This is a genomic window from Kocuria sp. APC 4018 (assembly GCF_030407675.1).
Classification (GTDB): domain Bacteria; phylum Actinomycetota; class Actinomycetes; order Actinomycetales; family Micrococcaceae; genus Kocuria; species Kocuria rhizophila.
This window is the reverse complement of the sequence record NZ_JASDCY010000009.1, coordinates 40,285-61,002: the sequence shown is the minus strand read 5'-3', so window position 1 is coordinate 61,002 and position 20,718 is coordinate 40,285. Positions and strand designations below refer to the sequence as shown.

33 protein-coding genes are annotated in these 20,718 nt (G+C 66.9%); all 33 read right to left on the bottom strand.

The window, feature by feature from the left end; translation table 11 throughout:
• Window positions 1-324: 324 nt before the first annotated feature.
• The 33 genes from rpsI to rpsJ all read right to left on the bottom strand — a co-directional run bounded on the left by rpsI (window position 325) and on the right by rpsJ (window position 20,517).
• The gene (rpsI, locus tag QL985_RS03220; protein ID WP_019309627.1) at window positions 325-828 is read right to left on the bottom strand and encodes a 30S ribosomal protein S9; all 504 of its coding nucleotides are present in this window, start codon (window positions 826-828) and stop codon (window positions 325-327) included.
• Between the two features lie 32 nt (window positions 829-860).
• Window positions 861-1,304: a 50S ribosomal protein L13 gene (gene rplM / locus QL985_RS03215; protein WP_019309628.1), complete on the bottom strand. Its 444-nt coding sequence runs from the start codon at window positions 1,302-1,304 to the stop codon at window positions 861-863.
• 273 nt (window positions 1,305-1,577) lie between these two features.
• Window positions 1,578-2,531, bottom strand: a complete 954-nt coding sequence (locus tag QL985_RS03210; RefSeq protein ID WP_290147584.1) for a tRNA pseudouridine synthase A — start codon at window positions 2,529-2,531, stop codon at window positions 1,578-1,580.
• A 91-nt stretch (window positions 2,532-2,622) separates the two neighbouring features.
• Window positions 2,623-3,387: a 50S ribosomal protein L17 gene (gene rplQ, locus QL985_RS03205; RefSeq protein WP_257744164.1), complete on the bottom strand. Its 765-nt coding sequence runs from the start codon at window positions 3,385-3,387 to the stop codon at window positions 2,623-2,625.
• A gap of 71 nt (window positions 3,388-3,458) precedes the next feature.
• A complete protein-coding gene (locus QL985_RS03200; protein WP_019309631.1) occupies window positions 3,459-4,478 on the bottom strand; it encodes a DNA-directed RNA polymerase subunit alpha in 1,020 nt (339 codons plus the stop codon).
• A 147-nt stretch (window positions 4,479-4,625) separates the two neighbouring features.
• Window positions 4,626-5,030: a 30S ribosomal protein S11 gene (gene rpsK, locus QL985_RS03195; protein ID WP_012397714.1), complete on the bottom strand. Its 405-nt coding sequence runs from the start codon at window positions 5,028-5,030 to the stop codon at window positions 4,626-4,628.
• Between the two features lie 58 nt (window positions 5,031-5,088).
• Entirely contained in the window at window positions 5,089-5,457 is a 369-nt protein-coding gene (gene rpsM / locus QL985_RS03190; RefSeq protein WP_012397713.1) for a 30S ribosomal protein S13, read from the bottom strand.
• A gap of 158 nt (window positions 5,458-5,615) precedes the next feature.
• Window positions 5,616-5,729: a 50S ribosomal protein L36 gene (rpmJ, locus tag QL985_RS03185; protein WP_012397712.1), complete on the bottom strand. Its 114-nt coding sequence runs from the start codon at window positions 5,727-5,729 to the stop codon at window positions 5,616-5,618.
• An 85-nt stretch (window positions 5,730-5,814) separates the two neighbouring features.
• Entirely contained in the window at window positions 5,815-6,036 is a 222-nt protein-coding gene (infA, locus tag QL985_RS03180) for a translation initiation factor IF-1 (protein ID WP_012397711.1), read from the bottom strand.
• A 208-nt stretch (window positions 6,037-6,244) separates the two neighbouring features.
• Entirely contained in the window at window positions 6,245-7,393 is a 1,149-nt protein-coding gene (rlmN, locus tag QL985_RS03175) for a 23S rRNA (adenine(2503)-C(2))-methyltransferase RlmN (protein WP_257744163.1), read from the bottom strand.
• 48 nt (window positions 7,394-7,441) lie between these two features.
• The gene (gene map, locus QL985_RS03170) at window positions 7,442-8,275 is read right to left on the bottom strand and encodes a type I methionyl aminopeptidase (protein ID WP_257744161.1); all 834 of its coding nucleotides are present in this window, start codon (window positions 8,273-8,275) and stop codon (window positions 7,442-7,444) included.
• Window positions 8,276-8,451: 176 nt separating this feature from the next.
• The gene (locus QL985_RS03165) at window positions 8,452-9,018 is read right to left on the bottom strand and encodes an adenylate kinase (protein ID WP_059281414.1); all 567 of its coding nucleotides are present in this window, start codon (window positions 9,016-9,018) and stop codon (window positions 8,452-8,454) included.
• Between the two features lie 81 nt (window positions 9,019-9,099).
• The gene (gene secY, locus QL985_RS03160) at window positions 9,100-10,413 is read right to left on the bottom strand and encodes a preprotein translocase subunit SecY (RefSeq protein ID WP_059281413.1); all 1,314 of its coding nucleotides are present in this window, start codon (window positions 10,411-10,413) and stop codon (window positions 9,100-9,102) included.
• A gap of 189 nt (window positions 10,414-10,602) precedes the next feature.
• Entirely contained in the window at window positions 10,603-11,070 is a 468-nt protein-coding gene (rplO, locus tag QL985_RS03155) for a 50S ribosomal protein L15 (protein WP_019309636.1), read from the bottom strand.
• Between the two features lie 2 nt (window positions 11,071-11,072).
• Window positions 11,073-11,279: a 50S ribosomal protein L30 gene (gene rpmD / locus QL985_RS03150; protein ID WP_012397705.1), complete on the bottom strand. Its 207-nt coding sequence runs from the start codon at window positions 11,277-11,279 to the stop codon at window positions 11,073-11,075.
• The gene (gene rpsE / locus QL985_RS03145) at window positions 11,279-12,004 is read right to left on the bottom strand and encodes a 30S ribosomal protein S5 (RefSeq protein WP_019309637.1); all 726 of its coding nucleotides are present in this window, start codon (window positions 12,002-12,004) and stop codon (window positions 11,279-11,281) included. The genes rpmD and rpsE overlap by 1 nt, the downstream gene beginning before the upstream one ends.
• The gene (rplR, locus tag QL985_RS03140; protein ID WP_012397703.1) at window positions 12,001-12,372 is read right to left on the bottom strand and encodes a 50S ribosomal protein L18; all 372 of its coding nucleotides are present in this window, start codon (window positions 12,370-12,372) and stop codon (window positions 12,001-12,003) included. The genes rpsE and rplR overlap by 4 nt, the downstream gene beginning before the upstream one ends.
• Before the next feature lie 2 nt (window positions 12,373-12,374).
• Window positions 12,375-12,911 (bottom strand): 50S ribosomal protein L6, encoded by a 537-nt coding sequence (gene rplF / locus QL985_RS03135; RefSeq protein WP_019309638.1) that lies wholly within the window; start codon window positions 12,909-12,911, stop codon window positions 12,375-12,377.
• A 31-nt stretch (window positions 12,912-12,942) separates the two neighbouring features.
• The gene (rpsH, locus tag QL985_RS03130; RefSeq protein ID WP_059281412.1) at window positions 12,943-13,341 is read right to left on the bottom strand and encodes a 30S ribosomal protein S8; all 399 of its coding nucleotides are present in this window, start codon (window positions 13,339-13,341) and stop codon (window positions 12,943-12,945) included.
• A 74-nt stretch (window positions 13,342-13,415) separates the two neighbouring features.
• Window positions 13,416-13,985 carry a 50S ribosomal protein L5 gene (rplE, locus tag QL985_RS03125; protein ID WP_019309640.1) on the bottom strand — a complete coding sequence of 190 codons (570 nt, stop codon included), beginning with the start codon at window positions 13,983-13,985 and terminating at the stop codon, window positions 13,416-13,418.
• A complete protein-coding gene (gene rplX, locus QL985_RS03120) occupies window positions 13,985-14,323 on the bottom strand; it encodes a 50S ribosomal protein L24 (protein ID WP_019309641.1) in 339 nt (112 codons plus the stop codon). Before rplX ends, rplE begins: the two co-directional genes overlap by 1 nt.
• 1 nt (window position 14,324) lies before the next feature.
• Complete coding sequence (gene rplN, locus QL985_RS03115; protein ID WP_012397698.1) at window positions 14,325-14,693, bottom strand: 50S ribosomal protein L14; 369 nt, start codon at window positions 14,691-14,693, stop codon at window positions 14,325-14,327.
• A 500-nt stretch (window positions 14,694-15,193) separates the two neighbouring features.
• A complete protein-coding gene (gene rpsQ, locus QL985_RS03110; RefSeq protein WP_019309642.1) occupies window positions 15,194-15,481 on the bottom strand; it encodes a 30S ribosomal protein S17 in 288 nt (95 codons plus the stop codon).
• Window positions 15,478-15,774: a 50S ribosomal protein L29 gene (rpmC, locus tag QL985_RS03105; RefSeq protein ID WP_019309643.1), complete on the bottom strand. Its 297-nt coding sequence runs from the start codon at window positions 15,772-15,774 to the stop codon at window positions 15,478-15,480. Before rpmC ends, rpsQ begins: the two co-directional genes overlap by 4 nt.
• Before the next feature lie 3 nt (window positions 15,775-15,777).
• Complete coding sequence (rplP, locus tag QL985_RS03100) at window positions 15,778-16,194, bottom strand: 50S ribosomal protein L16 (protein WP_019309644.1); 417 nt, start codon at window positions 16,192-16,194, stop codon at window positions 15,778-15,780.
• Window positions 16,194-17,021 (bottom strand): 30S ribosomal protein S3, encoded by an 828-nt coding sequence (gene rpsC / locus QL985_RS03095; RefSeq protein WP_259897476.1) that lies wholly within the window; start codon window positions 17,019-17,021, stop codon window positions 16,194-16,196. Before rpsC ends, rplP begins: the two co-directional genes overlap by 1 nt.
• Window positions 17,022-17,387: a 50S ribosomal protein L22 gene (gene rplV / locus QL985_RS03090; RefSeq protein ID WP_012397693.1), complete on the bottom strand. Its 366-nt coding sequence runs from the start codon at window positions 17,385-17,387 to the stop codon at window positions 17,022-17,024. It lies immediately after the preceding gene.
• Between the two features lie 52 nt (window positions 17,388-17,439).
• Entirely contained in the window at window positions 17,440-17,721 is a 282-nt protein-coding gene (rpsS, locus tag QL985_RS03085) for a 30S ribosomal protein S19 (RefSeq protein ID WP_019309646.1), read from the bottom strand.
• Window positions 17,722-17,733: 12 nt separating this feature from the next.
• Window positions 17,734-18,573, bottom strand: coding sequence for a 50S ribosomal protein L2 (gene rplB, locus QL985_RS03080; RefSeq protein ID WP_019309647.1), 840 nt, complete (start codon window positions 18,571-18,573; stop codon window positions 17,734-17,736).
• 31 nt (window positions 18,574-18,604) lie between these two features.
• Window positions 18,605-18,910, bottom strand: a complete 306-nt coding sequence (rplW, locus tag QL985_RS03075) for a 50S ribosomal protein L23 (RefSeq protein ID WP_019309648.1) — start codon at window positions 18,908-18,910, stop codon at window positions 18,605-18,607.
• Window positions 18,907-19,530, bottom strand: a complete 624-nt coding sequence (gene rplD / locus QL985_RS03070) for a 50S ribosomal protein L4 (RefSeq protein ID WP_070636806.1) — start codon at window positions 19,528-19,530, stop codon at window positions 18,907-18,909. Before rplD ends, rplW begins: the two co-directional genes overlap by 4 nt.
• Before the next feature lie 5 nt (window positions 19,531-19,535).
• Complete coding sequence (rplC, locus tag QL985_RS03065) at window positions 19,536-20,192, bottom strand: 50S ribosomal protein L3 (protein WP_019309650.1); 657 nt, start codon at window positions 20,190-20,192, stop codon at window positions 19,536-19,538.
• Between the two features lie 16 nt (window positions 20,193-20,208).
• Window positions 20,209-20,517 (bottom strand): 30S ribosomal protein S10, encoded by a 309-nt coding sequence (gene rpsJ, locus QL985_RS03060; RefSeq protein ID WP_003803825.1) that lies wholly within the window; start codon window positions 20,515-20,517, stop codon window positions 20,209-20,211.
• Between the last annotated feature and the right edge of the window lie 201 nt (window positions 20,518-20,718).

The following is a 20,718-nucleotide window of genomic DNA, read 5'->3' as shown; positions in this document are numbered from 1 at the left end:
GCCACGCAGCCCAGGACGCAAAAACGCAGGGCCCCGGGCCTCGGCCGAAACCGAGGAACGGGACCCCGCGAGACGAAACCCGGCCGAGGCCTGGACGGCCTCGCACAGCGCGAGGGGAGCCAAGCGCCAAACGACGCAGGGCCCCAGGCCTCGGCCAAAACCGAAGAACGGGACCCTGCAAGACGAAACCCGGCCGAGGCCTGGACGGCCTCGCACAGCGCGAGGGGAGCCAAGCGCCAAACGACGCAGGGCCCCGGGCCTCGGCCGAAACCGAGGAACGGGACCCTGCGAGACGAAACCCGGCCGAGGCCTGGGTGGCGTCGTTTAGCGCTTGGAGTACTGCGGAGCCTTGCGCGCCTTCTTGAGGCCGGCCTTCTTGCGCTCGATGACGCGGGCGTCACGGGTCAGGAAGCCTGCCTTCTTGAGGGCGGGACGGTTGTGCTCGGCGTCGATCTCGTTGAGCGCGCGAGCCACGCCCAGGCGCAGTGCACCGGCCTGGCCGGAGGGGCCGCCGCCGGAGATGCGGGCGATGACGTCGTAGCCGCCCTGCAGCTCGAGGAGGGTGAACGGATCGTTCACCTCCTGCTGGTGCAGCTTGTTGGGGAAGTACTCCTCCAGGCTGCGGCCGTTGACGGTCCACTTGCCGGAGCCGGGGATGAGGCGCACGCGGGCAACGGCCTGCTTGCGGCGGCCCACGGCCTGGCCGGGAACGGTCAGGGCGGGGCGCTCCGACATGGCGGCGCCACCGGCCACGGACTCGGTGGACTCGGAGGTGTAGCTGGTCAGCTCCACGTCCTCGGTGATCTGCTCTTCAGTGTTCTGAGCCACGATTCTCCTTATGTGTTCTTCGTTGGCCCGAATTACTGGGCGACCTGCGTGAATTCGTAGGGCTTGGGCTGCTGCGCCTGGTGCGGGTGCTCGGCACCGGCGTAGACCTTGAGCTTGGACAGCTGCTGGGCTGCCAGCTTGTTCTTGGGCAGCATCCCCTTGACGGCCTTCTCCACGGCGCGCGTGGGGTTCTTCTCGAGCAGCTCGGCGTAGCTGGTGGACTTGAGTCCGCCCGGGTAGCCGGAGTGGCGGTAGGCGCGCTTCTTCTGGAGCTTGGAGCCGGTGAGGGCCACCTTCTCCGCGTTGATGATGATGACGAAATCGCCGGTGTCCACGTGGGGAGCGAAGGTCGGCTTGTGCTTCCCGCGCAGCAGTGTTGCGGTCTGGCTGGCAAGACGACCCAGGACGACGTCGGTGGCGTCGATGACGTGCCACTGACGCTGGACGTCACCGGGCTTCGGAGTGTACGTACGCACGTTGATCTGCCTTCGTTTGTCTGGTGAAGACACGATTACTCGTGTCGATCGGTTCTGCTGTGCTTCGGGGCCCGGGTGAGATCCGGGCGGCATCCGTGCGTCCGCAACCCGGTGCACCGCACGGCCCTGCGCTCTGCAACATGAGCGACCGCTGCGGGTACACGTGAACCGGGGCAGAACACGCACAACAGCGTTCGATGATACCGGATCCCCGCTCCGCCCGCCACTCACGGCCAGGACTGCCCCGGGGAGCACCCGTGCGCTCCCCGGCCGTCAGTCGTCGTCTCGCCGGGCTCGGGTCACGCGCGCACGCTCGGCGAGTTCCTGCGCGTCGGGATAGTGCACCGCGTCCAGGACCAGGCCGTGGGCCGGGGCCATCGCCACGGCGGCGTCCCGGACCCGTGCCTCGAGCCGCTGAGCGGGCCACGCGGCGTCGTGCCGCCCCTGCCCCACGCGCACCACCGCGCCCACGATCGAGCGCACCATGTGGTGGCAGAAGGCATCGGCGGTGAGCGCCGCCGTGATCATGCCGTCCGCCCCGCGCGTGACGGACGCCCGCTGCAGCTCGCGCACCGTGGTCGCACCCTCGCGAGGCTTGCAGAAGCTCAGGAAGTCGTGCAGACCCAGGAGGTCTCGCACCGCCCGGTCCATGGCGGCCACGTCGAGCCTCTCGTCCACCCACCAGGAGTACGTGCGCGCCAGCGGGTCGCGGCCCGTCACGGCGTCGGCCACGCGGTAGAGATAGCCGCGGGACAGCGCGGAGAAGCGTGCGTCGAAGCCCACCTCGGCCACGGAGACGTCCCTGACCACCACGGCACCCACGGCGGGCGCCCATCCCGCAGCGGCCCGGTCCTTGCCGAGCACCCTGTTCAGCGCCCCGTTCAGACGCCGCGTCAGCTCCGGCACGGGCATGCCTGCCTCCGTGCCCCCAGCGCAACGCTGCGTGGTCACGGTGCCGGGCACGACGCCGCGTGCCACGTCACGCCGCCTGCTCTGCTGCTCCCAGCGCTGCCGGGGCACATCCACATGCACGGTCTGGTGCCGAGCGTGCACCCCCGTGTCGGTGCGTCCGGCCACCACGGTGGAGCACGGCTCACGGAAGATCAGGGAGAGCGCGTCCTCCAGGGCCGCCTGCACGCTTGGCAGACCCGGCTGCCGCGCCCACCCCCTGAACGGCGCGCCGTCGTACGCCAGGTCGATCCGCAGTCTGATCTGCTCCTGCCCCACGTTCCTGCCTTTCTCGCCCCGGACACGACAACGCCGCCGCAGGCAACCTGCGGCGGCGTGGTCGTGTCCGACCGGACGGAGTTCTTCGAGACTACTCGGAGATCTTCTGCGCGGCGGCGCCGCCCGCGGGCTGGAAGCCGGCGGCCTCGGCGTTGGCCGGGGAGTCGAACCAGATCTCCGCAGTGGTGCCGGAGTACCAGCGCGAACCGGGCACGTGGTACTTCATGGAGTTGCGGTTGCCCTTGACCGAGAAGCCCTCGGGGGCCTCACCGGACTCGAGCGGAGCGTGCGAACCCGGGAACTCGGCGTCCGAGTTCTCGGCGGCGACCTCAGCGGCCTCCTCCGAGCCCACGGCGGGAGCCTGCTCGTCGGCCGGGATCTCCTTCTCCTGGACGTCCGCGGTGGTGGAACCGGCGGGGGTGTCCACGGGAGCGGCGGGAGCCGGGGCGGCCTTGGCCGTGGCGCGCTCGGCCTCGGACACGGTCGCCTTGGAGGCCACGGGCTCCATCACGAGCTCGATGACGGCCATGGGGGCGTTGTCGCCCTTGCGGTTGCCGATCTTGGTGATGCGGGTGTAGCCGCCGTCGCGACCCCCCATGGCCGGCGCGATGCTGGTGAACAGCTCGTGGACCACGGACTTGTCGGTCAGCTGACGCATGACCCGACGGCGGGAGGCCAGGTCACCGCGCTTGGCGAAGGTGATGAGCCGCTCCGCCACCGGACGCAGGCGCTTGGCCTTGGTCACGGTGGTGGTGATCCGCTTGTGCTCGAACAGCTGCTGGGACATGTTCGAGAGGATCATGCGCTCGTGGGTCGGCCCGGCGCCGAGACGGGGTCCCTTGGTAGGGGTAGGCATAGTAGATCTCCTGGTGATCGGTCCCGCGCGGGCAACTCATCGCCCGCGGGGCACGGAAAGTGGTGTGGGCGTCAGTCGAGATCGACGTCGAACGGGTTGTTATTGTCGTCCTCGTCCTCGAGCGACGCCGCGTGGGCGGCGAGGTCGTAGCCCGGAGGGGAGTCCTTCAGGGCCAGACCGAGCTCGCCGAGCTTGTCCTTGACCTCGTCGATGGACTTGGCACCGAAGTTGCGGATGTCCATCAGATCGGCCTCGGAACGGCCCACGAGCTCACCCACGCTGTGGATGCCCTCGCGCTTGAGGCAGTTGTAGGACCGGACCGACAGCTCGAGGTCCTCGATGGGCAGCGCCATGTCAGCGGCAGCGGCCGCGTCCGTGGGCGAAGGACCGATCTCGATGCCTTCCGCCGCGGAGTTCAGCTCGCGGGCCAGCCCGAACAGCTCCACCAGCGTGGTGCCGGCCGAAGCCACCGCGTCGCGCGGGGAGATGGCCTCCTTGGTCTCCACGTCGAGGATGAGCTTGTCGAAGTCGGTGCGCTGCTCCACACGGGTGGCCTCCACGCGGAAGGTCACCTTGAGCACGGGAGAGTAGATCGAATCCACGGGGATCCGACCGACCTCCGCGTCACCGGACTTGTTCTGGGACGCCGAGACGTAGCCGCGGCCGCGCTCGATGGTCAGCTCGATCTCGAGCTGGCCCTTCGAGTTCAGGGTCGCGATGTGCAGCTCGGGGTTGTGCACCTCGACACCGGCCGGAGCCGAGATGTCAGCCGCGGTGACCTCACCCGGGCCCTGCTTGCGGAGCCACGCGGTGACGGGCTCGTCCTCCTCGGAGGACAGCGAGAGCTTCTTGATGTTCAGGATGAGCTCGGTGACGTCCTCCTTGACGCCCTCCACGGTGGAGAACTCGTGCAGCACGCCGTCGATGCGGATGCTGGTCACGGAGGCCCCGGGGATGGAGGACAGGAGCGTGCGGCGCAGGGAGTTGCCGAGGGTGTACCCGAAACCCGGCTCGAGGGGTTCGATCACGAACCGGGAGCGGTTCTCGGCCACAGCCTCTTCCGTGAGGGTGGGGCGCTGTGCGATGAGCACTGATGTTTCCTTTCAGCGTGCCTCCGCCATATGACGCACGCAGGTGGTGGAAAACAAAATGGGTGGATGCCGCGGTGAGCAGGCGAGGTCACCGCGTCGATGCGTGGTCACCGGGCTCCTGGGAGCCCGGTGACCACGCGACACGAGTCAGACGCGGCGGCGCTTGGGGGGACGGCAGCCGTTGTGCGCGGACGGGGTCACGTCCTGGATGGAGCCGACCTCCAGCCCGGTGGCCTGCAGAGCGCGGATCGCGGTCTCGCGCCCCGAGCCCGGTCCCTTGACGAACACATCCACCTTGCGCATGCCGTGCTCCTGGGCGCCCTTGGCTGCGGCCTCGGCGGCCTGCTGCGCGGCGAACGGAGTGGACTTGCGCGAGCCCTTGAAGCCCATGCCGCCGGCAGAGGCCCACGACAGGACCGCACCCGAGGGGTCGGTGATGGACACGATGGTGTTGTTGAACGTGGACTTGATGTGAGCCTGACCTTGGGTCACATTCTTGTTCACCTTGCGACGCGGCTTGCGAGCGGCCGTCGCGCGAGTTTTCTGGGCCATGGATTCTCCTACAAAGATCTTCGACGTCGGTCAGCCGCCCACTGGGCGGCGGCCGCGATTACTTCTTCTTACCGGCGACCGTGCGCTTGGGACCCTTGCGGGTGCGTGCGTTGGTCTTGGTGCGCTGGCCGTGGACGGGCAGACCCCGACGGTGACGCAGGCCCTGGTAGCTGCCGATCTCGACCTTGCGGCGGATGTCGGCGGCCACCTCACGGCGAAGATCGCCTTCGACCTTGTAGTTGCCTTCGATGTAGTCACGCAGCTCCACGAGCTGCGGATCGGTGAGATCCTTGACGCGCACGTCCCCGGAGATGCCCGTGGCTTCCAGGGTTTCGAGTGCGCGGGTGCGGCCCACGCCGTAGATGTAGGTCAGCGCAACTTCCAGCCGCTTTTCACGGGGAAGATCGACGCCTGCGAGACGAGCCATAGTGGCGGTTCTCCTTGATGTTCCGGAGGTCTTGAACACCGCGTCCCGATCGTGCTCCGATCAGTCTCCGGCCTCCGTGCCGGGGGTTGCCGCGCCCTGGGGCGGCGGCTGCGGTGTCCGTTCTTGTCAATCCACTTGCGTGGGCGGGAGCGTTCCCGTCAGCCCTGGCGCTGCTTGTGCCGGGGGTTCTCGCAGATCACCATGACCCGCCCGTTGCGGCGGATCACCTTGCACTTGTCGCAGATCTGCTTGACGCTCGGTTGGACCTTCATCGCATTCCTTCGCGTACTAGTAATGGCGTGTGCACTCCGACCCCTGCCGTGCAGACGCTGTCTGCGCCAGCACGGGGCCTGGATGCTACTTGTAGCGGTAGACGATCCGGCCTCGGGAGAGGTCGTAGGGGCTGAGCTCCACCACCACGCGGTCCTCGGGGAGGATCCGGATGTAGTGCTGGCGCATCTTGCCAGAGATGTGGGCGAGCACCTTGTGCCCGTTGGTCAGCTCCACACGGAACGACGCATTGGGCAGTGCCTCGACCACAGTGCCTTCGATCTCGATGACTCCGTCTTTCTTGGCCATATCCTCCGCTAACTTCTCGAGGGGTCCGGGTGTCTATCCGGACGGCGGTGCCCGCTTCCAGCTCCCCAGACGAACAACCCCGCGCCGCACGTGGCAACGAGGGGGTGGATTCCGGGCATGACTCGATCTGCGAGCACAAACAACCAACCGACGACACTACGCGGTTCTGCTCGTTTGCGCAAGCGACGGCGGGACGGTGCCGTCGCCGTCAGACGTCCGTGGCCAGCTGCCCGCACGCGCCGTCGATGTCCGAGCCGCGGGTGTCCCGCACCGTGGTGGGGATGCCGTGGGCACGCAGGCGTTCCACGAAGTTCTGTTCCACGCCCGGACGGGACGCGGTCCACTTGGAGCCCGGCGTGGGATTGAGCGGAATGGGGTTCACGTGCACCCAGCCGCCTCCGCGCTTGTTGAGCTTCTCCCCCAGCAGATCGGCGCGCCAGCCCTGGTCGTTGATGTCGCGGATCAGGGCGTACTCGATCGACACGCGCCGGCCCGTGGCGTCGTAGTAGTCCCGGGCGGAGTCGAGGGCCTCGTCCACCTTCCAGCGGGTGTTGATCGGGATGAGCTCGTCACGCAGCTCGTCGTCCGGGGCGTGGAGGGACAGCGCGAGCGTGATGGGCAGCTTCTCGAGCGTGAACTTCCGGATCCCGGGAACCAGCCCCACCGTGGACATGGTGAGACCGCGTGCCGAGATGCCCAGCCCGTCCGGCGAGGGGTCGATGATGCGGTGCACCGCCCCCATGGTGGCCTTGTAGTTCGCGAGGGCCTCCCCCATGCCCATGAACACGATGTTCGAGACCCGCTGGGGCGCCTCCTCGGGGTCCCCCACGGCGCCGTCCCGCAGCGCCCGGACGCCCTGGACCACTTGGTCCACGATCTCCGCGGCGGAGAGGTTGCGGGTGAGGCCGGACTGGCCCGTGGCGCAGAACGGACAGTTCATGCCGCAGCCCGCCTGGGAGGAGATGCACATGGTGACCCGCTTGTCGTAGCGCATCAGCACGGACTCGACCATGGCGTTGTCGAACAGGCGGTGGACGGACTTGACCGTCATGCCCTCGTCCGCGCGCAGCTGCCGCACGGTCCGCAGCAGCGGGGGCATGGCCTTGGCCACCAGATCCTCGCGCTGGTCCGCCGGCAGGTCCGTCATGGCTTCGGGGTCCGCCTCGAACCTCTCGAAGTAGTGCTTGGACAGCTGGGAGGCCCGGAAGGCGGGGTAGCCAGCGTCCTGCAGGAACGCCTTGCGCCCGGCCATGTCGAAGTCCGCGATGTGCAGCGGGGGCTTGCCGCGACGGGCGGGCTTGAACACGAGCTGGCCGGCTTCCGGCCGCGGGGTGATCTCAACGGGTTGCGTGGTCATTGCTGTCCTCTCCCTGCGAGTGTCCCAGGGTCGTGGTGGTTGCCGGTCTCAGGTGCCGGGGATGGGCACCGGCTGGACTCCCAGGGGTGCGAGCTCCGCTGCTCCGCCGTCCTCTGCGGTCAGCACCCAGAGCCCCTGGCTGTGCAGGCACACGCTGTGCTCCCACTGGCTCGCTCGGGAACCGTCCACGGTCACCACCGTCCAGTCGTCGTCCAGCACGCGGGTCTCGATGTCCCCGCGCACCAGCATCGGCTCGATCGCCAGTGCCATCCCGGTGGTCAGGCGTGGCCCCCGGTGTTTGATCGCGAAGTTGGGGACGTCCGGTGCCATGTGCATCTCCGTGCCGATGCCGTGGCCCACGTAGTCCTCGAGGATGCCCAGCCGGGCCCCCACCGTGGCCCGCACGTGGTTCTCCACGGCAAGGCCGATGTCCCCCACGTGCGTGCCCGTGGCCATCGCGGCGATGCCCCGCCACATGGCGGCCCGGGTGACGTCGGAGAGCTGCTGGTCCGCCGGATCGTGCGTGGTGCCCACCAGGACCGTGCGCGCGGAGTCACCGTGCCAGCCCGCGACCACGGCGCCGCCGTCGATCGAGACGATGTCCCCGTCCCGCAGCACCCGCTCCCCCGGTATCCCGTGAACCACCTCGTCGTTCACGGACGTGCACACCGTGGCGGGATACCCGTGGTAGCCCAGGAAGTTGGAGCTCGCCCCGTGCTCGTCCAGGACGGCGCGGAAGGCCGTGTCCAGGTCAGCGGTGGTGGCCCCGGGCACGGCGGCCGCCACGGCGGCGTCGAGCGCGAGGGACGTCACCACGCCCGCGCGTGACATGGCCGCCAGCTCGGCGTCGGACTTCAACTGGATCCTGCGGCGTCCGAACACGGTGCTCGGCTCCTCCCGTGTGTTGTCGATGGCACCGGCCCCGGTGTCCCGGTGCGGTGGGCGGACGGGCCCCCGATCCGGTGCTCGCGCACCGCCTCGGGGGCCCGGAAATGGTGAATCTGTTGTCATGGACCGCGCCGCGACACCCGCGCGGTGCACGACGCCGCTCCGCAGGGTCAGCGGGGCAGCGCCGCCATGATGCGCTCGGTGACCTCGTCGATGCTGCCCAGGCCGTCCACGCGGACCACGATGCCGCGGTCCTCGTAGACGCCCACCACAGGAGCGGTCTGCTCGTCGTAGACGTCCAGCCGGTGCCGGATGACGTCCTCGGTGTCGTCGGTGCGTCCCTGCTCCTGAGCCCGGCCCAGCAGGCGGGACACGAGCTCGTCGTTGTCCGCCGTGAGCAGGAGCACCACGTCGAGGGACACCTGGCTGGCCTCGAGGATCCTGTCCAGCTCCTCGACCTGTGCCGTGTTGCGGGGGTAGCCGTCCAGCAGGAACCCCTCTGCGGTGTCCGGCTGGGACAACCGGTCCCGCACCATGTCGTTAGTCACGGAGTCCGGCACCAGGTTGCCCGCGTCCGTGTAGCGCTGCGCCTCACGGCCCAGCTCCGTCTGGTCCTTGATGTTCGCACGGAAGATGTCCCCGGTGGAGATGGCGGGAACGCCCAGCCGATCGCAGATCCGGGCGGCCTGAGTGCCCTTGCCTGCACCGGGCGGTCCGATGATCAACATGCGGGTCATGTTCTCTCCTTGCGTCGTCGTGAACGTGGACTCCAGTCTAACGGCCCGCCAACACGCGGCCCCGGTCTGTCAACGACCGGCTCAGGTGCGCAGGAGCCCCTCGTAGTGGCGCTGCTGCAGCTGCGCGTCGATCTGCTTGACGGTGTCCAGGCCCACGCCCACCACGATCAGCAGGGAGGGGCCGCCGAACGGGAAGTTCTGGTTGGCGTCGAAAAGCACCAGGGCGATCAGCGGGATCATCGACAGGATGCCCAGGTACAGCGCGCCGGGAAGCGTGATGCGCGTGAGCACGTAGCGCAGGTAGTTCTCCGTGGGGCGACCCGCACGGATCCCGGGGATGAAGCCTCCGTAGCGCTTCATGTTGTTGGAGACCTCCTCCGGGTTGAACGTGATGGACACGTAGAAGTACGTGAACGCCACGATCAGCAGGAAGTACGTGACCATGTAGACCGGGTGGTCACCGCCGGCCAGGTACGTGTTGATCCAGTCCACCCACCCGGGGGCGGGGCTGCCGTCGTCCGGCATGGCGAACTGCGCGAGCATCGTGGGCAGCGTGAGCATGGAGGAGGCGAAGATGATGGGGATCACGCCAGCCATGTTGACCTTGAGCGGGATGTAGGTGCTCGTGCCGCCGATCGTCCGCCGGCCCACCATGCGCTTGGCGTACTGCACGGGGATCCGCCGCTGCGACTGCTCCACGAAGACCACGCACGTGATCACCACGAGGCCGATCGCGCACACACCCAGGAACACTCCCCAGCCGCGGGACTTGAGGATGTCGCCGAGAGCCGAGGGGAAGGTGGCCGCGATGGAGGTGAAGATCAGCAGCGACATGCCGTTGCCCACGCCGCGGTCCGTGATGCGCTCGCCCAGCCACATGATCACGGTGGTGCCCGCCGTCATGGTGATGATCATGATGATGATGACCATGATGGAGTCGTCGGGAATCACCGGCAGGGGGCAGTTGCCCAGCAGGCTTCCGGAACGGGCCAGGGACACCACCGTGGTGGCGTTCAGTGCGGCCAGCCCGATCGTGAGGTACCGAGTGTACTGGGTCAGCTTGGTCTGCCCCTGCGCGCCCTCGTCGTGGAGCTCCTGGAAGCGCGGGATCACCACGCGCAGCAGCTGCACGATGATGCTCGCCGTGATGTAGGGCATCACGCCCAGGGCGAAGATCGACAGCTGGAGCAGCGCACCTCCGCTGAACAGGTTGACCAGGTCGTACGCCCCGCCCGTGGTGTTTCCCATGGCGAGACACTGCTGCACGTTGCCGTAGTCCACGCCCGGCGCGGGGATGAAGGTCCCCAACCGGTAGATCACGATGATCGCGAGCGTGAACAGCAGCTTGTTGCGCAGCTCCGGCGTGGTGAACGCCCGCGCGAAAGCACTGAGCACTGGTCCTCCTCCAAAACGTGGTGGCCCGGTGGGTTCCGACCCCGGGCAAGTCTAGCGAAGGATGTGCCGCGACCCTCCCGGCCCGCGTCCGCACATCCCGGCAAAAACAGCGGGCCCCGTGCCGGTGATCCGGCACGGGGCCCGCTTCCAGTTCAGGGATTCACCCTACAACCGAATGCTGGAAACTTCTCACGCGTTCTGCGTGGAACCGCCAGCCGCGGCAATCTTCTCGGCCGCGGAGGCCGAGAACTTGTCCGCGGTGATGTTCAGGGCCACGGAGATCTCCCCGCTGCCCAGCACCTTCACCGGCTGGTTCTTGCGCACTGCACCCTTGGACACGAGGTCCGCGACGGTGACGGTGCCACCCTCGGGGAACAGCTCCGCGAGACGGTCCAGGTTCACGACCTGGTACTCCACGCGGAACGGGTTCTTGAACCCGCGCAGCTTCGGCAGACGCATGTGCAGCGGCAGCTGCCCGCCCGCGAAACCGGCCTTGACCTGGTAGCGCGCCTTGGTGCCCTTGGTACCGCGGCCCGCCGTCTTGCCCTTGGAGGCCTCACCGCGGCCAAGACGGGTCTTGGCCTGGTGCGATCCGGGAGCCGGACGCAGGTGGTGAACCTTCAGAGCGTGGCGCTTGTTCTGGGTGTTCTCAGCCATGCTCAAGCCTCCTCAACCTCTACGAGATGGGTCACCGTGTTGATCATGCCCACGGTGGCCGCATCGGCCTTGCGCTCCACGACCTGGCCGGGGCGCTTGAGACCCAGCGAACGCAGCGTGTCGCGCATGTTCTGCTTCTGACCGACCACGGAGCGGACCTGCTTCACGCGCAGGGTCGCGCCGGTGGCCTGGATGCGCTTTCCGTTCATCAGGCACCTGCCTTCTGGATGTCACGCAGCAACGGCGCCGGGACGACCTCGTCCATGGGCAGGCCACGGCGGGCCGCCACGGACGCGGGCTCCTCGAGCTCACGCAGCGCCTGGATGGTCGCGTGCACGATGTTGATCTGGTTGGAGGAACCGAGGGACTTGGAGAGCACGTCGTGGATGCCCGCGCACTCCAGGACCGCACGCACCGGACCACCGGCGATCACGCCGGTACCCGGGGTGGCCGGGCGCAGCATGACGACGCCGGCCGCGGCCTCACCCTGCACACGGTGCGGGATGGTGCGGTCCTCCACGCGGGGAACCCGGAAGAAGTTCTTCTTGGCCTCCTCGACACCCTTGGAGATGGCCGCGGGAACTTCCTTGGCCTTGCCGTAGCCCACACCGACCATGCCGTTGCCGTCGCCGACGACCACGAGAGCGGTGAAGCTGAAGCGACGACCACCCTTCACGACCTTGGAGACGCGGTTGATGGTCACGACACGCTCGAGGAACTTGTCCTTCTCCTCGTCACGGCCGCCGCGGCCACCACGGCCGCCACGGTCGTTGCGGGAGCCGCGCTCGTTGCGCCCACCGCGGTCGTTGCGACCGCCGCGGCCACCGCGGTTCTCGTCGGAACCACGCTGCGAGGCGTTCGCCTCAGCCGTCTCGTTGGAACCGTTGGTGGCTTCGCTCACCTGAGTTTCCTTCTCGTTCTTCTGCTCGCTCACAGCGCCAGACCTCCTTCACGGGCACCCTCGGCCACCGCGGCCACACGGCCGTGGTACTTGTTGCCGCCGCGGTCGAACACGACGGTCTCGATCCCCGCAGCCTTGGCACGCTCGGCGATCAGCTCACCGATGCGCTTGGCCTTGGCGGTCTTGTCGTCGGACGACGCACGCAGGTCGTTCTCCATGGTGGACGCGGAGACCAGGGTGAAGCCCTTGTCGTCGTCGATCACCTGGGCGACCATGTGGCGGGTGGAACGCGTGACCACCAGGCGGGGGCGCAGCGCGGTTCCGGCGATGTGCTTGCGGACGCGGCGGTGACGCCGTGCGCGCTGAGCAGCCTTCGACTTTCCCTTGATTACGAGAGCCATGATTACTTACCAGCCTTTCCGGCCTTGCGGCGGATCTGCTCGCCCGCGTAGCGGACGCCCTTGCCCTTGTAGGGGTCGGGCAGACGCAGGGAGCGGATCTTCGCGGCGACCTGGCCAACCTGCTGCTTGTCGATACCGGAAACGGTGACCTTGTTGTTCCCCTCGACGGACAGCGTGATGCCGTCCGGCGCGTTGAAGGGAACCGGGTGGCTGTAGCCCAGAGCGAACTCCAGGTTGGCCCCCTTGGCCTGCACGCGGTAACCCGTGCCCACGATCTCCAGCTGCTTGGTGTATCCCTCGGACACACCCTGGATCATGTTGGCGATCAGGGAACGCGTGAGACCGTGCAAGGAGCGGGACTCGCGCTCGTCGTTGGGACGGGACACCTGCACGGTGCCGTCCTCGACGACCACCGTGATGGGTGCCGCGACGGTGTGGGTCAGCGTGCCCTTGGGGCCCTTGACCGACACTGCGGAACCGTCCACGGAAACCTCCACACCGGCGGGCACAGAGATCGGGAGACGTCCAATACGTGACATGTCTTCTTCCTTTCTTCTTCTGTGCTACCGGTTACCAGACGTACGCGAGGACTTCCCCGCCCACGCCCTTCTTGCCGGCCTGCTTGTCAGTGAGCAGCCCGGAGGACGTGGAGAGGATCGCGATGCCGAGGCCACCGAACACCTTGGGGAGGTTGGTGGACTTCGCGTACACGCGAAGGCCCGGCTTGGAGATGCGGCGGACACCAGCGATGGAGCGCTCACGGTTGGAGCCGTACTTCAGCGACATGGTCAGGGTCTTGCCGACCCGGGCCGGCTCCTCGGACCAGTCCGCGATGTAGCCCTCGGCCTTCAGGATCTCCGCGATGCGGGCCTTCAGCTTCGAGTACGGCATGCTCACGGTGTCGTGGTAGGCGGAGTTCGCGTTGCGCAGACGCGTCAGCATGTCTGCGACGGGATCTGTCATTGTCATGTGGGCTTCAGCCCTTCCTCGTCACGGTTTCCCTGCCGGTTGCAGCCCGCAGGGACCTTTTGACGTCGATGGAATCAGTTGGTCTTGAACGGGAAGCCGAGCGCCTTGAGCAGGGCACGGCCTTCGTCGTCGGTCTTGGCGGTGGTGACCACGGTGATGTCCATGCCGCGCACGCGATCGATCTTGTCCTGGTCGATCTCGTGGAACATGGACTGCTCGGTCAGGCCGAACGTGTAGTTGCCGTTGCCGTCGAAGTGGCGGTCGGACAGACCACGGAAGTCACGGATACGGGGCAGCGCCAGGGTGACCAGGCGGTCCAGGAACTCCCACATGCGGTCGCCGCGCATGGTGACGTGCGCGCCGATCGGCATGCCCTCACGCAGCTTGAACTGCGCGATGGACTTCTTGGCTCGGTTGATCACGGGCTTCTGGCCGGTGATGGCGGTGAGGTCCTTGATGGCGTTGTCCACCAGCTTGGAGTCCTTGGCCGCCTCGCCCAGACCCATGTTGACCACGACCTTGACCACGCGCGGCATCTCCATGACGTTCGCGTAGCCGAACTGCTCCTGCAGAGCCGGAGCAACGGTCTCCTGGTACTTGGTCTTGAACCGGGGGGTGAACTTGGTTTCGGTCGTTTCGCTCATCACAGATCCTTGCCGGTGCTCTTGGACACGCGAACGCGGACGGTCTTCTGCTTGCCGTCGCGCTCCACGGTCTCGGTGCGGTAGCCCACACGGGTCGGCTTGCCGGTCTCCGGGTCCACGAGCATCACGTTGGAGATGTGGATCGGAGCCTCGGACTTGACGAGGCCGCCGGCTTCGCCCTGGGCGTTGGCGCGCTTGTGCTTGGTCACGACGTTCACGCCTTCGACCACCACGCGGGAGGTCTCGGTGATCACGCGCAGGACCTTGCCCTGCTCGCCCTTGTTCTTGCCGGTGATGACCTGCACGAGGTCGCCGGTCTTGATCTTGAATTTAGCCATGTCAGAGCACCTCCGGAGCCAGCGAGACGATCTTCATGAACTTCTTGTCGCGCAGCTCACGGCCCACCGGGCCGAAGATGCGCGTGCCGCGGGGGTCCCCGTCGTTCTTCAAGATCACTGCGGCGTTCTCGTCGAAACGGATGTAGGAACCGTCGGGACGGCGCCTCTGCTTCTTAGTACGGACCACAACCGCCTTGACCACGTCGCCCTTCTTGACGTTGCCGCCGGGGATGGCGTCCTTGACGGTGGCGACGATGACGTCACCAATGCCTGCGTAACGGCGTCCGGATCCACCGAGCACACGGATGGTGAGAATTTCCTTCGCACCCGTGTTGTCGGCAACCCGCAGCCGCGATTCCTGCTGAATCACTGAATACTCCTGTCGTCGCGCCGGTTCTCATCCAAACCTGCTGAATGTCGAGCCTTGCGGAACGGTGGTCGTGTGAACGCTTCACGCCACGGTCTCCCCCGAGGCCGTAGGAGGGGCCCGGGGCGCTGCGCAAAGTTTGCACGCTGTGATCTCGCACGTGTGGACGAGGGAAATCGTCCTGCTGCCCTGCCCGGATTCATGACTGAGCGCAGAATCAACGGGCAAGTTCTCGCAGCGTGCCCACCGAGCGGGTGGGTCGCCTTCCGCGGCGAACCGCGGGACTTGCCGCCGACCCGTGGACGTGCCGCGTGGGCACGAGGTCGGCTGTGGATTCTGGCTCAGCAGGGTCGAAGCCAGAGGGCACACGTGTGTCGACACGCGTACCGGCCTACTCTACCGCGTCGGGACGTCGATCTCCAATCGCCCGGGCGCAGACACGCAGCAGGCCCCCGCCCGGAACACCGGACGGGGGCCTGCCATCGAGACCCGGCGGGAAAGCCCTACTTGGCCTTCTCGATGATCTCCACGATCCGCCAGTTCTTGTTGGCGGACAGCGGACGCGTCTCGACGATGCGCACGAGGTCGCCGACGCCGCAGGAGTTCTGCTCGTCGTGCGCCTTCACACGCTTGGACTTGCGCAGCACCTTGCCGTAGAGCGCGTGCTTGACGCGGTCCTCGACCTGGACCACCACGGTCTTGTCCATCTTGTCGGAGACCACGTAGCCCTGGCGGGACTTGCGGTCACCGCGCTCGGCCGTAGCCGTCTCGTTGTTGACCTGCTCGCTCACTTGGCATCATCCTCAGACTTGGCAGCCTTCTTCGAGGCCTTTTTCTCGGTCTTCGCTGCGGCCGGCGCCACGTCCTCGCGGATACCGAGCTCGCGCTCACGCAGCACGGTGTAGATCCGCGCGATGTCGCGCTTGACGGACTTCAGACGCGAGTTGCTCTCGAGCTGACCGGTTGCAGCCTGGAAGCGCAGGTTGAACAGCTCTTCCTTGGACTTGCGCAGCTGGTCGGTGAGGGCACCGGTGTCAAGAGCCGCGAGGTTGTCCATGTTCAGATCCTTGGATCCAATAGCCATTGATCATTCACCGCCTTCGCGACGCACGATGCGTGCCTTCATCGGGAGCTTGTGGATTGCCAGACGCAGCGCCTCACGCGCCACCTCTTCGCTCACGCCCGAGATCTCGAACATGACGCGTCCGGGCTTGACGTTGGCGACCCACCACTCGGGGGAACCCTTACCGGAACCCATGCGGGTCTCGGCGGGCTTCTTGGTCAGGGGACGGTCCGGGTAGATGTTGATCCAGACCTTGCCGCCACGCTTGATGTGACGGGTCATGGCGATACGCGCGGCCTCGATCTGACGGTTCGTGACGTACGCCGGGCTCATCGCCTGGATGCCCCACTCGCCGAACGTGACCTGGGTTCCGCCCTTGGCCTGTCCCCGCCGACGCGGGTGGTGCTGCTTGCGGAACTTCACACGACGTGGGATAAGCATTACTTACCACCCTCTGCGTTGTTGGCCTCCGCAGCGCTGTTCTGCTGGGGGGCTGCGGCGGAGTCGCGCTCACGGCGCCCGCCACGGTCGTTACGGTCATTCGGACGACGACGCCGCTCGCCACCGCCGCGACGGTCGTTGCGACCGCGCGAGGACGGAGCAGCCGCCTGCTGGGCAGCCAGTTCCTTGTCGGTCAGGTCGCCCTTGTAGATCCAGACCTTCACGCCGATGCGGCCGAAGGTGGTCTTCGCCTCGAAGAAGCCGTAGTCGATGTTCGCGCGCAGGGTGTGCAGGGGCACACGGCCTTCGCGGTAGAACTCCGAGCGGGACATCTCCGCACCGCCCAGACGGCCGGCGCACTGGATCCGGATGCCCTTGGCACCAGCGCGCTGCGCGGACTGGATGGCCTTCTTCATGGCGCGGCGGAACGCGACACGGGAGGCCAGCTGCTCGGCAACACCCTGGGCGACGAGCTGCGCGTCGATCTCCGGGTTCTTCACCTCGAGGATGTTGAGCTGGATCTGCTTGCCGGTGAGCTTCTCGAGCTCGCCGCGGATGCGGTCCGCCTCGGCGCCGCGGCGGCCGATCACGATGCCCGGACGTGCCGTGTGGATGTCCACGCGGACGCGGTCACGGGTGCGCTCGATCTCGACCTTGGAGATGCCGGCGCGGTCCATGCCCTTGGACATGAGCTCGCGGATCTTGACGTCCTCGCGGATGTAGTCCTTGTAGCGCTGACCCGGCTGGTTGGAGTCGGCGTACCAGTGCGAGACGTGGTCGGTGGTGATGCCCAGACGGAATCCGTTGGGGTTGATTTTCTGTCCCACTTAGCGGACCTCCTCCTTCTCCGGGGTCGCCACGACCACGGTCACGTGGCTCGTGCGCTTGTTGATGCGGAACGCACGGCCCTGGGCACGCGGCTGGAACCGCTTCATGGTGGGTCCCTCGTCCACGAAGGCCGCGGAGACCACGAGGTCTTCCGGCTTGAACGCGAGTCCCTCGCGGTCGGCCTTCTGCCGGGCGTTCGCCACGGCGGATTCGAGAACCTTGAACACCGGCTCGGAAGCTGCCTGGGGGGCAAACTTCAGAATCGCCAATGCCTCATTCGCCTGCTGGCCACGAATCAGGTTGACGACGCGCCGGGCCTTCATAGGCGTCACGCGGATGTAGCGCGCAGATGCCTTGGCTTCCATTGCTTTCCTTCTCTCGTCTTGTCGAAGAAGTGCAGCGTGCTGACCCCTGGGGTCAGCGACGCTTGCCCTTCTTGTCGTCCTTCACATGGCCGCGGAACGTGCGGGTGGGAGCGAACTCGCCGAGCTTGTGCCCGACCATCGACTCCGTGACGAACACGGGAACGTGCTTGCGCCCGTCGTGCACGGCAATGGTGTGGCCGAGCATGTCGGGGATGATCATGGAACGGCGGGACCACGTCTTGATGACGTTCTTGGTGCCCTTCTCGTTCTCCTTGGCGACCTTCACGAAGAGGTGCTGATCAACGAAAGGGCCCTTTTTGAGACTGCGTGGCATTGTTCAGGCTCCTTAGCGCTTGTTCTTGCCGGTACGACGACGACGCACGATGAGCTTGTCGCTTTCCTTGTTGGGGCGACGGGTGCGTCCCTCGGGCTTGCCGTTGGGGTTGACCGGGTGACGACCACCGGAGGTCTTGCCCTCGCCACCACCGTGGGGGTGGTCCACCGGGTTCATGACCACACCGCGGACAGTCGGGCGGATGCCCTTCCAGCGGTTGCGGCCGGCCTTGCCCCAGTTGATGTTCGACTGCTCGGCGTTGCCGACCTCGCCGATGGTCGCGCGGCAGCGCACGTCCACGTTGCGGATCTCGCCGGAGGGCAGGCGCAGCTGGCCGTACTTGCCCTCACGGGCGACCAGCTGGACCGATGCGCCGGCGGAGCGGGCGAGCTTGGCTCCCCCACCCGGACGCAGCTCCACGGCGTGCAGGACGGTACCCACGGGGATGTTGCGCAGCGGCAGGTTGTTGCCGGGCTTGATGTCCGCGGTGGGGCCGGACTCCACGACGTCACCCTGCTTGAGGCGGTTCGGCGCGATGATGTAGCGCTTGGTGCCGTCCACGTAGTGCAGCAGGGCGATGCGAGCCGTGCGGTTCGGGTCGTACTCGATGTGCGCGACCTTGGCGTCCACGCCGTCCTTGTCGTGACGACGGAAGTCGATCACGCGGTACTGGCGCTTGTGGCCACCACCCTTGTGGCGGGTGGTGATGCGGCCCGTGTTGTTGCGACCGCCCTTCTTGGGCAGCGGACGCACCAGGGACTTCTCGGGCGTGGTGCGCGTGATTTCTACGAAGTCCGCAACCGACGAGCCACGACGGCCCGGGGTTGTCGGCTTGTGCTTACGGATAGCCATGTTTTGAGTTCCTCGTTAAAGTGGTCTCCGCTCAGGAGAGCGGACCGCCGAAGATGTCGATGGAGCCTTCCCGAAGGGACACGACGGCACGCTTGGTGGCCTTTCGCTGTCCCCAGCCGAAGCGAGTGCGCTTGCGCTTGCCGGGACGGTTGAGGGTGTTGATGGACGCAACCTTCACACCGAAGATCTGCTCGATTGCGTACTTGATCTCGGTCTTGTTGGCCGAGGGGTCCACCTGGAAGGTGTACTTGCCCTCGTCGATCAGACCGTAGGACTTCTCGGAGACCACGGGACGGATGATGACGTCGCGCGGGTCCTTGTTGTAGATGGCGCTCACTTGGCGTCCTCCTGCTTGCTACCGGACGCGGCTGCCACGAACGACTCGTAGGCGGCCTTGGTGAAGACCACGTCGTCCGAGACGAGCACGTCGTACGTGTTGAGCTGATCGGCGTACACGGCGTGCACGTTGACCAGGTTGCGCACGGACAGCGCGGCGGTGTCCTCGCCGCGGCCCAGCACGACCAGCAGGTTCTTGCGCTCGGAGATCGAGCGCAGCGCCTGCTTGGCGGCCTTCGTGGACGGCTCGGCCCCGCTCACCAGATCCGCAACCACGTGGATGCGGCCGTTGCGGGCCCGGTCAGAGAGGGCTCCGCGCAGGGCGGCGACCTTCATCTTCTTGGGGGTGCGCTGGGAGTAGTCACGCGGCGTCGGACCGTGGACCACGCCACCACCGGTCATGTGCGGGGCGCGGATGGAGCCCTGACGGGCGCGGCCAGTGCCCTTCTGCTTGAACGGCTTGCGGCCGGCGCCGGAGACCTCGGCGCGGGTCTTGGTCTTGTGCGTGCCCTGACGCGCGGCGGCCAGCTGGGCGACGACGACCTGGTGCAGCAGCGCCACATTGGTCTGCGCGTCGAAGATCTCAGCGGGCAGCTCGACGTTGACGGTTTCAGTTGCCATGGATATCAAGCTCCCTTCACGGTGGAACGGACGAGGACGACCGATCCCTTGGGGCCCGGCAGGGCGCCCTTGATGAGCAGCAGGGAGTTCTCGGCGTCAACCGCGTGCACGGTCAGGTTCATGGTGGTGTGACGGGCGTTGCCCATCCGACCGGCCATGCGCATGCCCTTGAACACGCGTGCGGGGTACGACGCGCCGCCGATGGAGCCCGGCTTGCGGTGGTTCTTGTGCGCACCGTGGGAGGCGCCGACGCCGGAGAAGCCGTGACGCTTCATCACACCGGCCGTGCCCTTGCCCTTGGTGGTGCCGACCACGTCGACCTTGGCGCCGGCCTCGAAGAGCTCGACGGACAGTTCCTGTCCCAGCTCGTACTCGGCGGCGTCGGAAGTACGGAGTTCGACGACGTGGCGACGGGGCGTCACGCCTGCAGCGGCGAAGTGACCGGCCAGCGGCTTGGTCACCTTGCGGGGATCGATCGCACCGAAGCCGATCTGCACGGCGTTGTAGCCGTCCTTGTCCTCGTTGCGCAGCTGCGTCACGACGTTGGAGTCGGCCTTGACCACGGTCACCGGCACGAACTTCCCGTTCTCGTCCCAGACCTGGGTCATGCCGAGCTTCGTGCCCAGCAGGCCCTTCACCTGGCGTTCGAAAGTGGTAGTCATTGGGGTGCGATCCTTTTTACAGCTTGATTTCGATGTTCACGTCAGCGGGCAGGTCGAGACGCATGAGCGAGTCGACAGCCTTGGGCGTGGGGTCGATGATGTCGATCAGCCGCTTGTGCGTGCGCATCTCGAAGTGCTCGCGGCTGTCCTTGTACTTGTGCGGCGACCGGATGACGCAGTACACATTCTTCTCGGTGGGCAGCGGGACGGGTCCCACCACCGTGGCGCCTGCGCGCGTCACCGTCTCAACGATCTTCCGGGCCGAGACGTCGATGACCTCGTGGTCATAGGACTTCAGCCGGATGCGGATTTTCTGTCCCGCCATGGCGTCGTGACTCTCTTTCTTCAAGTACTTCCCTGTATGGAGCCCAGGGCTCCTTGTGTTCGGCGGCCTCTGCCACCACCCCGCACAGACTGAATCCGGACGATTCCGGGTTCCTCACCCTGCCGGGGCTCCGGCACCCGAACTCGGGCGTGTCGCGGTGGACGACGCTACCGAACTCGCACAATGACATGGTGCCGGTGA

Excerpts from the sequence above, each read along its gene's own strand:
- rplQ (WP_257744164.1), bottom strand. The coding sequence starts at position 3,387 with ATGCCTACCCCTACCAAGGGACCCCGTCTCGGCGCCGGGCCGACCCAC.
- rpsK (WP_012397714.1), bottom strand. The coding sequence starts at position 5,030 with ATGGCCCAGAAAACTCGCGCGACGGCCGCTCGCAAGCCGCGTCGCAAG.
- rpsM (WP_012397713.1), bottom strand. The coding sequence starts at position 5,457 with ATGGCTCGTCTCGCAGGCGTCGATCTTCCCCGTGAAAAGCGGCTGGAA.
- rpmJ (WP_012397712.1), bottom strand. The coding sequence starts at position 5,729 with ATGAAGGTCCAACCGAGCGTCAAGCAGATCTGCGACAAGTGCAAGGTG.
- infA (WP_012397711.1), bottom strand. The coding sequence starts at position 6,036 with ATGGCCAAGAAAGACGGAGTCATCGAGATCGAAGGCACTGTGGTCGAG.
- rlmN (WP_257744163.1), bottom strand. The coding sequence starts at position 7,393 with ATGACCACGCAACCCGTTGAGATCACCCCGCGGCCGGAAGCCGGCCAG.
- QL985_RS03165 (WP_059281414.1), bottom strand. The coding sequence starts at position 9,018 with ATGACCCGCATGTTGATCATCGGACCGCCCGGTGCAGGCAAGGGCACT.
- rplO (WP_019309636.1), bottom strand. The coding sequence starts at position 11,070 with ATGGCTGAGAACACCCAGAACAAGCGCCACGCTCTGAAGGTTCACCAC.
- rpmD (WP_012397705.1), bottom strand. The coding sequence starts at position 11,279 with ATGAACGGAAAGCGCATCCAGGCCACCGGCGCGACCCTGCGCGTGAAG.
- rplR (WP_012397703.1), bottom strand. The coding sequence starts at position 12,372 with ATGGCTCTCGTAATCAAGGGAAAGTCGAAGGCTGCTCAGCGCGCACGG.
- rplF (WP_019309638.1), bottom strand. The coding sequence starts at position 12,911 with ATGTCACGTATTGGACGTCTCCCGATCTCTGTGCCCGCCGGTGTGGAG.
- rpsH (WP_059281412.1), bottom strand. The coding sequence starts at position 13,341 with ATGACAATGACAGATCCCGTCGCAGACATGCTGACGCGTCTGCGCAAC.
- rplE (WP_019309640.1), bottom strand. The coding sequence starts at position 13,985 with ATGAGCGAAACGACCGAAACCAAGTTCACCCCCCGGTTCAAGACCAAG.
- rplX (WP_019309641.1), bottom strand. The coding sequence starts at position 14,323 with ATGGCTAAATTCAAGATCAAGACCGGCGACCTCGTGCAGGTCATCACC.
- rpmC (WP_019309643.1), bottom strand. The coding sequence starts at position 15,774 with ATGGCTATTGGATCCAAGGATCTGAACATGGACAACCTCGCGGCTCTT.
- rplP (WP_019309644.1), bottom strand. The coding sequence starts at position 16,194 with ATGCTTATCCCACGTCGTGTGAAGTTCCGCAAGCAGCACCACCCGCGT.
- rplV (WP_012397693.1), bottom strand. The coding sequence starts at position 17,387 with ATGGAAGCCAAGGCATCTGCGCGCTACATCCGCGTGACGCCTATGAAG.
- rpsS (WP_019309646.1), bottom strand. The coding sequence starts at position 17,721 with ATGCCACGCAGTCTCAAAAAGGGCCCTTTCGTTGATCAGCACCTCTTC.
- rplB (WP_019309647.1), bottom strand. The coding sequence starts at position 18,573 with ATGGCTATCCGTAAGCACAAGCCGACAACCCCGGGCCGTCGTGGCTCG.
- rplD (WP_070636806.1), bottom strand. The coding sequence starts at position 19,530 with ATGGCAACTGAAACCGTCAACGTCGAGCTGCCCGCTGAGATCTTCGAC.
- rplC (WP_019309650.1), bottom strand. The coding sequence starts at position 20,192 with ATGACTACCACTTTCGAACGCCAGGTGAAGGGCCTGCTGGGCACGAAG.
- rpsJ (WP_003803825.1), bottom strand. The coding sequence starts at position 20,517 with ATGGCGGGACAGAAAATCCGCATCCGGCTGAAGTCCTATGACCACGAG.